Source organism: Chryseobacterium sp. P1-3 (assembly GCF_000738495.1).
GTDB lineage: Bacteria > Bacteroidota > Bacteroidia > Flavobacteriales > Weeksellaceae > Chryseobacterium > Chryseobacterium gallinarum.
The window spans coordinates 77,754-91,338 of record NZ_JPEQ01000001.1; the positions used below are offsets into that span (position 1 = coordinate 77,754).

Here is a 13,585-nt window from a genome sequence, read left to right on the forward strand (position 1 = left end):
TTCTTAAAATATCAAATTAACTTACCATTGATTGGTAGATAAACTTCACTGAACTACTCACCATGTCGATTACCGGTTGTGGGAAAATACCTAATAAGATCACAAAAACCGCTAAACTTGCCAATACGGAAAATTCTACAGCTGATAAATCTTTTGCTGTACTTAAAACCGCTGCATCTCCTTCTCCAAACATTGCTTTTCCGTAGAATCTCAATAAGTACACCGCACAAAGAATTACCGTAAGACCAGCAATTACTGCTGCTGTTCCATTGAAATCATATACTGATTTTAACAGGATAAATTCTCCGATGAATCCATTCGTCAATGGGACTCCCATTGAACCTAATATAATGATCAGGAACAATACGGCAAATTTAGGTGCTACTTTAGCTAAACCACCCATTTGTCTGATGTCTCTTGATTTAAATCTCTTGTATAAAATATCACAACAGTAGAATAACCCCACTACGTTGATACCGTGAGCGAAAGTCTGTACCAAAGCTCCTTCAGCACCTTCCACATTGAAAGTTCCTCTTAAAGTAACTACTGCAGAAGCGAAGATACCTGCTACCATCAATCCTACGTGAGAGAAAGATGAATACGCAATGATTCTCTTCATATCCGTCTGGATAATAGCGATCAAAGCTCCGTGAACGATTCCCACGATGGCAAGGATAATTACAATTTGTCCTGAAATTCCTGCAATAGGAAGTGGAGTAATTGGAAGTAAATAACGCATTACACCATATACTGCCATTTTAAGCATGATCCCTGATAATAACATCGATCCCTGAGTAGGAGAGTAGGTATATGTATCAGGCTGCCATGTATGGAAAGGAAATACCGGTAATTTTACTGCAAAAGCAAAGAAAATGAACCAGAATACCACAGTCTGTTGTGTTTCGTTCAGTTGTGCATTGTATAGATCCGTTAAAGCGAATGATGCAGAGTGGTTGTACACATAGATCAGTCCGGCTAACATAAATAAAGATCCAACGAATGTATATACGAAGAATTTCGTAGTAAACTCAAACCTTTTATTTTCCTGTCCCCAAAGTCCGGCGATAAACCAAATTGGAATCAAAGTTACTTCCCAGAAAATGTAGAACAATAATCCGTCTAAAGAAGTAAACACCCCCACAAGACCGAATTGCATCAACAGAATCAGTCCGTAGAATGTATTTCTGTAGTTTACACTTTCATTAAATGAAGATAAAATGATGATTGGCGCCAGGATGTTGGTCAACAATAAAAGAAGCATGCTCATCCCATCGATACCGAAGTGAAGAGAGCTCTTCATAAACTGTGACCAAGGATAATTGATCTCATGCTGTAATACGCTGTCTACCGTCGGATTAAAATCAAAATCCGAAAGAATGTAGAAGGTAATAAGCATTTGTACCAATGCAATTCCCAGTGCCAAATATTTGCTGGAGCTATTCTTCCAGGCAAAAGCTAATCCCGAACCTACTAGAGGTAATAGTAATAATGTTAATAATAAACAAGACATTATTATTGTAATAAAAAGTTAACAATTAATATAATTCCCACAGCTAAAGACATGATAAGAATATACGTCTCTACATTTCCGTTTTGTACGCGCTTCATAGCTTTTCCGCTGTCTTCAGCACCATCTCCTACAAAGTTTACAAAACGATCCAAGATACCCTTATCAAACATTTTTCCTCCGCGTCCTAATCCTTCAACAGTTTTTACAATCAATGCGTTGTAAAGTTCGTCAACATATAATTTTTTAGCAGAAAGCCTTTCCCATCCGGTATAGCTTTCCTCTGCAACGGCCATCTTTTTCTTTTTCACATAGGTGTTTCTGACAATAAACCATACGGAGAAGAACATAATCACTGTAGCTGCTAATAAGATCATTTCAGTATTGAAATTTACTCCTGAAAGGGTAGCTTCCATCTGGCTGTAGCTTTGTTCCGTAAGAACAGGCTTTAACCATTCCATCAGTTTAGCATAATGTCCGTGGCCGATGAAGTGTGGTAAGTTGATAAAACCTCCTACTACAGAAAGGATAGCCAATACGATCAATGGTAATGTCATATTTGACGGGCTTTCATGTAAGTGGTGTTTTTGTTCTTCAGTCCCTCTGAATTCCCCGTGGAATGTCAAATAGTACAATCTGAACATATACGTTGCAGTCATTGCTGCCAGAACAAATAAGATTACCCAGTAAATTGGATTTTTAGCGAAAGCTGCTACTAAAATTTCGTCTTTTGAGATCATCCCTGATAATAAAGGGAAACCTGAAATGGCTAATGTTCCGATAAGGAATGTAGCGTGGGTAAGAGGAATATATTTTTTAAGACCTCCCATGAAACGCATATCCTGCTCGTTGCTCATTGCGTGGATTACAGAACCTGCACCCAGGAATAATAATGCTTTAAAGAATGCGTGCGTCATTACGTGGAACATCGCCGTTGTATAAGCGCCAAGACCTAAAGCGATGAACATAAATCCAAGCTGTGAAACGGTAGAGTATGCCAATACTTTTTTGATGTCGTTCTGGCGTAGTGCATAGAATCCTGCCAAAGCAGCTGTTAAGAATCCGATGAATAAAATTCCTCCCTGCACCGTTGGAGCTAATGTAAATAAGAAATTAGATCTTACTACTAAATAGATACCGGCCGTTACCATCGTTGCCGCGTGAATTAATGCAGAAACAGGAGTCGGCCCGGCCATTGCATCCGGTAACCATGTATATAAAGGAACCTGAGCAGATTTACCGGTAGCACCGATGAATAAACTCGCTGTGATAAAGATGATCACTGTTCCGTCTAATTCAAATTTTGAAGCGTTTTCTGCTACAGAAAGGTAGTCTAAAGCATTGGTCTGAGAGGCAATCATAAAGATACCGATTAATAACGCAAGGTCACCAATTCTGTTCATGATGAAAGCTTTTCTTGCCGCTTTACCGTATTCTTCGTTGGTGTACCAGAATCCGATCAACAGGTAAGAACAAAGACCTACACCTTCCCATCCGATGAATAAGATAAGGTAGTTGCTTCCCATCACTAAAAGTAACATGGAGAAGATGAAAAGATTCAGGTAAGTAAAGAACTTATAGAAACCTTTGTCATGACTCATATATCCGATAGAGTATAAATGGATCAGTGAACCGATACCCGTGATGATCATGACCATCATTAAAGAAAGCTGATCAATCTGGAATCCAAAATTGATCTGAACCCCGTTTACTCTAAACCATTCAAAAGCTTTTACGATTACAGGCTGGCTTTCAGAATTAAAATTCATGAAAAGGCTTACAGCAATACAGAATGATCCGAAAACCACTGCAGTTGCCAAAGATCCAACCAATATTTTGGGAAGGTTTTTCCCGAATAAACCGTTAATAAGAAACCCTAAAAGTGGTAAAAGTACTATTGCATATACTAGATTCTCCATTCTTATCCTCTTAATTTATTAAATATACTCACATCTACGGAACGGGTATTTCTGTATAGCATAGCAATAATTGCCAGCCCTACGGCTACTTCAGCAGCAGCTACCACCATAATGAAGAAAACTAAAAGTTGTCCGTCGCCGTTGCCTTTATATGCTGAAAAAGCTGCCAATAAAAGGTTTACAGAATTCAGCATAAGCTCTACACAGCCCAGAATCACAATAGCATTTTTCCTAAGCAATACACCCATCACTCCCAAACTGAACAATACTGAACAAAGGATGATGAAGTAGTCTAAAGGGATGCTTTGTATAAATGTATTTACTTCTCCCATAATTTTATAAATCTTTTTTACCGATTAATACCGCGCCTACAATACCTGCTAAAATAAGGATGGAAGCAAGCTCAAACGGTAAAACATATTCATTAAACAAAAGTCTACCCAGATTTTTTGTAAGACCCACACCTCTGTCTACATTTTCAACTACAATGTGGTTTTCTCTTATTCCTCTGAAAACCCCTAATACTCCTACTAAAAGAAGACCTGCCGTAAAAACTCCGACAAATTTTAAAGTATTGTTCTTCTTACTTTCGTCTGCTTTATTAAGGTTAAGCATCATTAAGATGTAAAGGAAAAGTACCATGATGGCACCTGCGTATACTATAATCTGGATGATTGCCAGGAACTGGGCATTCAAAAGAATGTACATTCCTGCAATTGAAAACATCGTAACAATTAATGACAAAATAGCATATAAAGGATTTCTAGCAAATACAAAATAAACTGCACTTGCCACTGCTAAAAACGCCACCAAGAAAAATAAAAACTGATCCATTATTTTACCGCATTTTTTTGTTTCTCGGATTGTCTTGTTGTGATATCAATCCTTTCATTTATTTTTTCAACTAATTTATCTTTTCCGTAAATGAAAGAACCTCTGTTGGTTTCCACGTCTACCAATCTGTCGGTAAGATAGATGGCAGATTTAGGACAAGCCTCTTCACACATACCGCAGAAGATACATCTCAGCATATTGATTTCATATACTGAAGCATATTTTTCTTCTCTGTAAAGGTGTTTTTCTTCTTTGGTTCTTTCAGCAGCAGTCATCGTAATGGCTTCTGCAGGACAAGCTACCGCACAAAGTCCGCAGGCTGTACATCTTTCCCTGCCTTCCTCGTCTCTTTTTAACACGTGCTGGCCTCTCCAGATAGTTGTTCTTGGCTTCTGTACTTCCGGATACGAATATACTGCGGGAGCACCCTTTATCACGGTTCTTACAGCATGCTTAAATGTAATCCCCATTCCTGTAAAGATTGCAGGAAGGTAGATTTTTTCAGCAAGGGTCATTTCTTTGTTGGAAACAACTTTTGATCTGTTTGTAAGTTTCATTTAATTATAGATATTAGATGTTAGACACCAGATTTAGACTAATCTTGTCTGTTATCTTAATTTTTAATATTTTTAATCAAACCTTATAGGTTTTAAAAACCTATAAGGTTTAGATAATTTAATTTCCAAACGCTAAAATTACAGCTCCTGTAATCAATAGGTTTACCAATGCCATCGGGATTAAAGTTTTCCATCCTAAGTGCATTAACTGGTCATATCTGAACCTTGGAAGTGTCCATCTGATCCACATGAAGATCAAAATTCCGATTACTGTTTTCGCCAAAAATGCTACAATACTCAAGATCCCTGCAGTATTTTCTCCCCAGTTCTGAGTTACCCATTCAATACCAGGATAATTATAACCTCCGAAGAAAAGAACTACCATGAAAGCATTAGAGATAAACATGTTCACATATTCCCCGAACATATACAACCCTAACTTCATGGAAGAGTATTCTGTAGAGTATCCTGTTACCAATTCAGATTCACATTCAGGTAAATCGAACGGGTGTCTGTTTGTTTCAGCTAACGCTGCTACAAAGAATACAAGGAAAGCAATTGGTTGGTAGAAAATATTCCAGTTCATTCCGGAAACCCAAGGAATGATTCCCCATAGTTTCCCATGCGTCTGGTTTTCAGTAATTACTTTTAAATCTAAACTTCCGGACATCATAATGATAGAAAGAAGGGCCAATCCCATTGCCAGTTCATAGGAAATCATCTGAGAAGAAGCACGGATAGCACCTAATAATGAATATTTGTTGTTCGAAGCCCAACCTCCGATCATAATTCCGTATACTCCGATAGAAGCCATTCCGATGATGAAAAGTACACCAACGTCAATGTTCGCCACTTGAAGATCAAAAGAAGTACCTGCAATATTTAAACTTTTACCCCAGGGAATAACTGCTCCTGTGATCAATGAAATAAACATTACTAAAGCCGGTCCCAATACGAAAAGGAATTTTTCAGCATTGGCAGGCGTAAAGTCTTCCTTGAAGAAGAATTTTCCACCATCAGCAAGAGGTTGCAGTAATCCGAAAGGTCCTGCTCTGTTCGGACCGATTCTATCCTGCATGATAGAGGCCACTTTTCTTTCTGCCCAGGTAGAGTAGGCCGCAATCGTCAACGACAGCAGGAAAAGTGCTAGTACAAGTATAAGTTTAAATGTAAGTAAATCCATTTTTTGTTGTAAAGATTTTTAGATGTGAGATGTCAGATACTAGATATGAGGTTAAGTCTGATTCTTGTGTCTGAAATCTAATTGTCTTTATTAAAATTATTTTTCGTCTTTTTCACTGATTTCTTTAGCCATCGGATTGTCTAAAACTCTTAGCTCATCTTTTGGTTTTTCGTAGTGATTCAATGAAATTACAGAGTGTCTGTCGATATGTCTCGGACCTTCAATATTCCAGTCTGATAATGCTTTTCTTTCAAAACGGCATGTATCACAGATGAATTCTTCCACTTCACCCCATTGGTCTTTTCTTGCAGTAACCCTTACAATTTCGTCACCTTTCATCCAGACTACCGTTTTTCCTGAACATTTATCACATTTGCAAGATGCGTTCATTGGTTTTGTAAACCATACTCTGCTGGCAAAACGGGCTGTTCTGTCTGTTAATGCTCCTACAGGACAAACGTCTATAACATTTCCGATGAAGTCATTATCCAAAGCCTTATTTAAATAGGTAGAAATTTCAGCATGATCTCCTCTGAAAAGGATGCCGTGTTCTCTTTCACCTGTCAGTTGATTGGCTGCTAATACACATCTCGCACAAAGAATACAACGGTTCATATTCAGTTTGATGTGTGGTCCAAGATCATCAGCATCGTAAGTATTTCTTTCGAATTCTGTTCTTGTGTTTTCCACACCATGCTCATAGCCTAAATCCTGAAGATGACATTCTCCTGCCTGGTCACAGATAGGGCAATCCAGCGGGTGATTTACCAGTAAGAACTCTGTAACAGCTTTTCTTCCTTCCTGAGCTTTCTCAGAAGTAAGGTTTTTTACTTCCATACCGTCCATTACATTGGTTCGGCAGCTTGCCACCAATTTCGGCATAGGACGTGGATCTGCTTCTGATCCTTTGGAAACTTCCACAAGACAAGTTCTACATCTCCCGCCACTGGTTTCCAATTTACTGTAGTAGCACATTGCAGGAGGTACAGATTTTCCACCGATTTGTCTCGCCGCTTCCAATATAGAAGTACCAGGCATAACTTCAGTAGTCTGTCCGTCTATCGTTATTTTGAATTTTTTAACTTCTTCGCTCATATTGTATGCTTTAAGCTTTATGCATTAAGCAATAGGCTTTGTTATTTATATTTTTTCGTATTAAATGTATATCCAATTCCGGCAAGAACCTGTCCGAAAACAAAATCCTGTTGAGCCTTATCCGGTTTATTGTTCAATGTAGTTTTAATATCCCACATATTGATATAACCGGCTTTCCCTTCTAATCTTACCATCACATGATTCCAGAGAACCAGGTTAAGGCTGGCGCGTATGTCAGTTCCAAGACCTGCCACATGAAAACGGTCACTTCTTTCATTTCCAAAAAGCTTTACATTACTTTTTGGAAACATAAATCCGACTCCGGCTCCGTAAGACCATACTAAATCAACATTCTTTTTGTTGATAAGACTCTGATATCTTTCAAGACCCAGGTTCTCATAATTAAGTCCGTCCGTATGTTCAAAAGTAAGGAACTTCTCATCTGCCAGGTTCACCTGGCCATTTTGTGCCATTTTCTGATATTCAGGATCTGAAATATGCCCTTTGAAGTTGACCGTCTGGTTCTGGTCCATTACATATTTCATATGATCAATTCCCAGCACAAGTGCCAGATTATCTTTGATAAAATAACCCGCTCTGAAATTGTACTGAACCACTGTAAACCATCCCGGATTGATATAAACAATACCAAATTTGGTAGGTCTGTCGTGAGCCGTTACATTATTCAGCTGAAAATCATAGCCGTTTCCCTTAAAATGGATATCAGAATTGCTGTAAGCAGCCCTGTTCCATCCAAAGAATACGAACATCTGACCTTTTTTGCTCAAAGGTTCTGGTTTTGTATAAGCAGGTGCTTTAAAAAGCTCTGCATTATTTTCTAATTTTAAAGAATCCTTCTCTTTTTGCCCAAAGACAAAATTCGACATCATTAAGCCGACAACCAATAATTTTTTCATTTTTTCACCTATGCGTTCTTTTCAACAGCCGGAATAGGATCTGCATAATGTGCCAATCCATAATTTTGTGTCAGACACAGTTCTGGGTTTTTCACGTGCCACTCAAATTCATCTCTGAAGTGACGGATTGCTGCTGCAACCGGCCAAGCTGCTGCATCACCCAATGGACAAATCGTGTTTCCTTCGATTTTTCTCTGGATATCCCAAAGCAAATCGATGTCTTCCATTTTTCCTTGTCCGTTTTCTATTTTCTTTAAAATTTTATACATCCATCCCGTACCTTCACGGCAAGGGGTACATTGCCCACAACTTTCGTGGTTATAGAATCTTGCTAAAGTCATGGTGTGTTCTACAATACACTGGTCTTCATCCAAAACGATGAAACCTCCTGAACCCATCATGGTTCCGGTAGCAAAACCACCGTCTGCCAATGATTCGTAGTTCATATATCTAGGCTCTCCATTTACGGTTCTCAACAATAAATTGGCTGGAACAATCGGAACAGAACTTCCTCCGGGAATACAAGCCTTTAATCTTTTTCCGTCTTTAATGCCACCACAATATTCATCAGAGTAGATGAATTCTTCTACCGTAATGGTCATGTCGATTTCGTAAACCCCAGGTTTGTTGATATTTCCACAAGCAGAAATCAATTTTGTTCCTGTAGATCTTCCTACACCGATTTTAGCATACTCAGCACCTGTAATATCAATGATCGGAACAATGGCTGCAATAGATTCAACATTGTTTACCACTGTTGGTCTTTCCCAAAGCCCTTTTACAGCCGGGAATGGCGGTTTTAACCTTGGATTTCCTCTTTTTCCTTCAAGAGACTCAAGCAAAGCGGTTTCTTCACCGCAGATGTATGCTCCGGCACCTCTCTGTACATAGATTTCAAGATCGAAACCGGTTCCTAAAATATTTTTACCTAAAAAACCTGCCGCTTTTGCCTCTTCAATAGCCTCTTCCAGGATATCCGGAATCCATGAGTATTCTCCACGGATGTAGATATAGGAAGTATTGGAACCTAAGCAGTAGGATGAAATGAGCATTCCTTCAATCAGTAGGTGAGGAAGGAATTCCATCAGATACCTGTCTTTAAACGTTCCTGGCTCAGATTCATCCGCATTTACCACAAGGTGTCTTGGAACCCCTTCAGGTTTTGCCAGAAAGCTCCATTTCATTCCTGTCGGGAATCCGGCTCCACCACGACCTCTTAATCCTGAAGCTTTTACTTCTTCAAGAATTTCGTCAGGAGTCATTTTCAAGGCTTTTTCAGCAGCTGTGTAACCTCCTTGTTTACGGTAGGTTTCAAAGTAACGGATGCCTTCTATATGTGCGTCTTTAAGTAAAAGTTTTTTACTCATTGTTTATTATGCTTTTAGCTATTGGCTTTTGGCTTCTAGCTTTTTATAATTATTAAAAAAATTAACCGAGTTTAAATCCAAAATTCAAAATTAAGGATCCAAAATCTTTATTAGTCCAAAGCAACTTGTCCCTGTCTGCAAAGCTCAAGGATTTCGTCTACTTTTTCTATCGTTAAATTTTCATGAAAGAACTTTCCAAGCTGCATCATGGGTGCATATCCGCAAGCTCCAAGACATTCTGCAGGCTTTAGTGTAAACATTCCGTCTTCAGTAGTTTCTCCGTCCTTAATGTTCAGTTTCGTTCTGATATGGTTAAGAATTTTTTCGCTGCCGGATACCATACAAGGCCCTGTTCTGCAAACTTCCAAAACATATTTACCTACCGGCTTCATATTGAACATCGTATAGAAAGTAGCTACTTCGTATACCTCAATCGGTTTGATACTTAATAGTCCGGCAACATAATCCATCACAGGAACATCTAACCATCCCCCGAATTCTTTCTGTGCCAGGTGAAGTACAGGAATAAGGGCAGACTTCTGTCTTCCTTCAGGATATCTTGCGATAATTTTGTGTACCTGTGCTAAACTTTCCGGTTTAAAAGCTATTGTTTCGCTCATTTTTTATCTAAGATTTCAGATGTCAGATTTCAGACATCAGATTTTAAATTTATATGTAAAGCTAAGTGTCTAACATCTGAAATCAGATGTCTGACATCTTATTTTTATGCGTCTAATTCTCCCGCAATAATGTTCATACTACACATCGTTACAATGGCATCCGAAATTACAGAACCTGTAATCATTTCAGGATATGCCTGGTAGTAGATAAAACATGGTCTTCTGAAGTGAAGCCTGTATGGGCTTCTTCCTCCGTCGCTTACAAGATAAAAACCTAGTTCCCCGTTACCTCCTTCTACAGCATGGTATACTTCTCCTTTCGGTACATCCGTTTCTCCCATTACAATTTTGAAATGGTAGATCAATGCTTCCATTTTTTGGTATACATCTGCCTTTTCAGGAAGATAGAAATCAGGAACATCCGCGTGGAATGGTCCTTCAGGAAGGTTTTCGTATGCTTGTTTAATGATTTTAATTGATTCCCAGACTTCTTGTTGACGTACCATGAAACGGTCGTAAGTATCTCCGGACGTTCCTACCGGAATAATGAAGTCGAAGTCCTGGTATGAAGAATAAGGCTGTGCAACTCTCACATCATAATCTACTCCTGCTGCACGTAAATTGGGACCTGTAAAACCGTAGCTTAATGCTCTTTCGGCAGAAATTGCTCCTGTACCAATGGTTCTGTCCATGAAAATTCTATTTCTTTCCAATAGGGTACAGAATTCTTTAAATCTTGGTGGGAAAGTCTTTAAGAAGTCTTTGATCAGCTCATGGAATTTAGGAGTGAAATCTCTTTCAAATCCTCCGATTCTTCCCATATTGGTAGTCATCCTCGCACCGCAGATCTGCTCATACATATCATAAATACGTTCTCTTTCGATGAACATATAGGTAAGACCTGTAATTGCTCCCGAGTCCATTCCGGTTACCCCGTTACAGATCAGGTGATCCCCGATTCTTGCCAGCTCCATCAGGATAACACGCATATAGTCCACACGTTTTTGGAACTTCAACACCAATCAGTTTCTCTACTGTCATGTGCCAACCTAAATTGTTGATTGGTGCAGAACAATAGTTCATACGGTCAGTAAGGGTAGTGATCTGGGCATAATTTCTTCTTTCAGAAATTTTCTCAAATGCTCTGTGGATGTATCCTACAGTCTGCTCAGCATGCAGGATTCTTTCCCCGTCCATCGTTAAGATATTCTGGAAAATCCCGTGAGTGGCAGGGTGGGTAGGTCCTAAATTGAGGGTATATAATTGTCCGTCAATCTGTTCCTTACTTTCGTATTGGTTTAATATATTAGATAATGAGTTATCTTTCATAATGATTGCTTTTAGCTATTTGCTTCTGGCTATTGGCTAGCTGCCATTGGCCATTCGCTTTTTTATCTTCCGAACATGCTATCATCCTTGTCGGTTCTTGTACCATCTTCAAGGCGATATTCCTTCAACATAGGGTGGTATCCGAGATCTTCCATATTCAAAATAGGTCTTAGATCCGGATGTCCTTTAAATTTAATCCCATAGAAATCATACGTTTCCCTTTCCATCCAGTTGGCTCCGGCATACAGATCCGTAAGAGAATCCACTTCAATATTTTCCCTGGACATAAAGATTTTCAGACGCAATCTGAAATTGGTCATCATATTATGCAGATGATAAATAACGCCTATTTCTTTATCCGGGAATTCAGGATAATGAATTCCGCATATATCCGTAAGAAAGTTGATTCCCAACGTTGAATCTTTAAGATAATGGATGATTTTCTTGATGTCTTCTTTCTTCACTTCGATCGTCAGCATTCCATAAGGTTCTGAGCTTGAAATAACAGATTCCGGAAATTCTCTTGTGATTGCTTCTAATACAAATTCGTTTGTCATTTCCGTTTAGTTGCTTATGTTATAAGAATCTAATAATTTCTGATATTCAGGCATATCTCTTCTTCTGATGCTTTCGCTTTCTGCAAGAGCCTGTACCTGCATTACTCCTTCAATGATCTGTTCAGGTCTTGGCGGGCATCCCGGAACATAAACATCTACCGGAATAATTTTATCAATTCCCTGAAGTACGGAATAGGTATCAAAAATACCGCCGCTGGAAGCACATGCTCCTACTGCCACCACCCATTTTGGCTCAGCCATCTGAGTGTACACTTCTTTTAGGACCGGTCCTAATTTCTTTGATATAGTTCCGCAAACCATCAGCATATCCGCTTGTCTTGGTGAAAAAGAGTTTCTTTCCATACCAAATCTTGAAGCATCATATGTTGGGTTCAGGGTAGCCATAAACTCGATACCACAACAAGAGGTTGCAAATGGCAATGGCCAAAGCGAAAACTTTCTTGCCATACCGATTACACTGCTCAGTTTTGTTGCGAAAAAACCTTCTCCTTCATATCCTTCGGGAGCAGGTGCATCTGTTCTTATTACTGGTTTTTTATCTGACATTTTTCTTTGATTTTAGATTTTGAATTATCAATGCTGGATTATTGATTCAAAATCCATCATTCAAAATTCACAATTACTTTTATTTATCCCAATCTAACGCACCGCGTTTCCAGACATAGAAAAAACGCCATGAAGAAAATTGCAACAAAGGTAAGTACCGCCAGGAATCCTTCCATTCCGAATTCTCTGAAGTTTACCGCATAAGGATAAAAGAATACGATTTCAATATCGAATAGTACGAACAATACCGCAGTCAGGAAGTACTTGATAGAAAACGGTGTTCTCGCATTTCCTTCTACAGGAACCCCACATTCCCAGCTTTGGTTTTTTACAGAGTTCCCCTTTTTCTGCTGTGGACCTAAGAAATGCGCTCCAAGCAAGGAAACTGCTACAAATCCTACTGCTACACCAGCCTGGATAAGGATTGGAATATAACTTTCAGGTAAATTCATTTTTGCATTATTATCTCAATTTGCAAATTTAACGAATAAACAATAAAGCATGAAATTTATCAGCTTAAAAGTAGGATGAAAATAGGGAAAACCGATAATTTAGAATCAATAAAAATAAGACTTATTTCTTCATTTTTTTGAGGAGAGAATAGGCCATGAAAGAGATGTATCCAAAAAGAACACTGGCATAAACAATGTTCACCGCTGTATTCGTCTTATCATCCTGGGACTGGAAAAATAAATTGTAAGCGATAAATCCTGCAATTAAAATGGCGAAGATAATGAGTTGTGGTTTCATATTTTCAAAGGTATGAAATTTATAATTGTAAGTTTTTCCAGTCTTAGAATTCTGTCTGGGATATGCGTGATGAATTCACTGCTTTTTTCCATTCTTTCTATAGCGTAGCATAAAAATTAAAAAGCTGATCTCAAAGGTATACATGGAAACAATTCCGGTTGTCTGCAACGCTTTTGAAAGAGGAAGATAAAGCCTGTTTTTAAAGGAATGAGTGTGGCAGCAACTGCCATAAACTCTACCAGATCCGTTGATAATTTGGCAAAAGATGAGATAAGCATTAAAATAACCGAATAATGACCATCTTTTCTGATTAAAATGGCCAAAGCTATAAAGATAAGTATTGATGGAATCAGATAAATGGCTGCTTATCAGATTTACCATGA

General features: G+C 38.6%; 14 protein-coding genes and 2 pseudogenes. All 16 read right to left on the reverse strand.

Annotated features, from left to right (window positions below; translation table 11 throughout):
* Positions 1–16: 16 nt before the first annotated feature.
* The 16 genes and pseudogenes from HX13_RS00360 to HX13_RS00430 all read right to left on the reverse strand — a co-directional run bounded on the left by HX13_RS00360 (position 17) and on the right by HX13_RS00430 (position 13,583).
* Complete coding sequence (locus HX13_RS00360; RefSeq protein ID WP_050019495.1) at positions 17–1,510, reverse strand: NuoM family protein; 1,494 nt, start codon at positions 1,508–1,510, stop codon at positions 17–19.
* Between the two features lie 2 nt (positions 1,511–1,512).
* Positions 1,513–3,426 (reverse strand): NADH-quinone oxidoreductase subunit L, encoded by a 1,914-nt coding sequence (nuoL, locus tag HX13_RS00365; RefSeq protein ID WP_050019496.1) that lies wholly within the window; start codon positions 3,424–3,426, stop codon positions 1,513–1,515.
* 2 nt (positions 3,427–3,428) lie between these two features.
* Complete coding sequence (gene nuoK, locus HX13_RS00370) at positions 3,429–3,758, reverse strand: NADH-quinone oxidoreductase subunit NuoK (RefSeq protein WP_050019497.1); 330 nt, start codon at positions 3,756–3,758, stop codon at positions 3,429–3,431.
* 4 nt (positions 3,759–3,762) lie between these two features.
* The gene (locus HX13_RS00375) at positions 3,763–4,260 is read right to left on the reverse strand and encodes an NADH-quinone oxidoreductase subunit J (RefSeq protein ID WP_050019498.1); all 498 of its coding nucleotides are present in this window, start codon (positions 4,258–4,260) and stop codon (positions 3,763–3,765) included.
* Entirely contained in the window at positions 4,260–4,817 is a 558-nt protein-coding gene (locus tag HX13_RS00380; RefSeq protein WP_002983553.1) for a NuoI/complex I 23 kDa subunit family protein, read from the reverse strand. The genes HX13_RS00375 and HX13_RS00380 overlap by 1 nt, the downstream gene beginning before the upstream one ends.
* A gap of 118 nt (positions 4,818–4,935) precedes the next feature.
* On the reverse strand, positions 4,936–6,000 hold the full coding sequence (nuoH, locus tag HX13_RS00385) for an NADH-quinone oxidoreductase subunit NuoH (RefSeq protein WP_050019499.1): 1,065 nt from the start codon (positions 5,998–6,000) through the stop codon (positions 4,936–4,938).
* A gap of 96 nt (positions 6,001–6,096) precedes the next feature.
* Positions 6,097–7,095, reverse strand: a complete 999-nt coding sequence (locus HX13_RS00390) for a 2Fe-2S iron-sulfur cluster-binding protein (protein WP_050019500.1) — start codon at positions 7,093–7,095, stop codon at positions 6,097–6,099.
* A 41-nt stretch (positions 7,096–7,136) separates the two neighbouring features.
* Positions 7,137–8,012, reverse strand: a complete 876-nt coding sequence (locus HX13_RS00395) for a hypothetical protein (RefSeq protein ID WP_128572119.1) — start codon at positions 8,010–8,012, stop codon at positions 7,137–7,139.
* An 8-nt stretch (positions 8,013–8,020) separates the two neighbouring features.
* Entirely contained in the window at positions 8,021–9,379 is a 1,359-nt protein-coding gene (gene nuoF / locus HX13_RS00400) for an NADH-quinone oxidoreductase subunit NuoF (RefSeq protein WP_050019501.1), read from the reverse strand.
* Between the two features lie 110 nt (positions 9,380–9,489).
* On the reverse strand, positions 9,490–9,999 hold the full coding sequence (nuoE, locus tag HX13_RS00405) for a complex I 24 kDa subunit family protein (RefSeq protein ID WP_050019502.1): 510 nt from the start codon (positions 9,997–9,999) through the stop codon (positions 9,490–9,492).
* Positions 10,000–10,103: 104 nt separating this feature from the next.
* Positions 10,104–11,328: pseudogene (gene nuoD, locus HX13_RS00410) on the reverse strand (NADH dehydrogenase (quinone) subunit D).
* Positions 11,329–11,390: 62 nt separating this feature from the next.
* A complete protein-coding gene (locus tag HX13_RS00415) occupies positions 11,391–11,885 on the reverse strand; it encodes an NADH-quinone oxidoreductase subunit C (protein ID WP_050019503.1) in 495 nt (164 codons plus the stop codon).
* 6 nt (positions 11,886–11,891) lie between these two features.
* Entirely contained in the window at positions 11,892–12,452 is a 561-nt protein-coding gene (locus tag HX13_RS00420; protein WP_002983540.1) for an NADH-quinone oxidoreductase subunit B, read from the reverse strand.
* Positions 12,453–12,531: 79 nt separating this feature from the next.
* Positions 12,532–12,904 (reverse strand): annotated as a pseudogene (locus tag HX13_RS00425) (NADH-quinone oxidoreductase subunit A).
* A 121-nt stretch (positions 12,905–13,025) separates the two neighbouring features.
* Positions 13,026–13,202, reverse strand: a complete 177-nt coding sequence (locus HX13_RS22725; protein WP_167336362.1) for a hypothetical protein — start codon at positions 13,200–13,202, stop codon at positions 13,026–13,028.
* 75 nt (positions 13,203–13,277) lie between these two features.
* Positions 13,278–13,583, reverse strand: a complete 306-nt coding sequence (locus tag HX13_RS00430; RefSeq protein ID WP_050019505.1) for a hypothetical protein — start codon at positions 13,581–13,583, stop codon at positions 13,278–13,280.
* Positions 13,584–13,585: the final 2 nt, after the last annotated feature.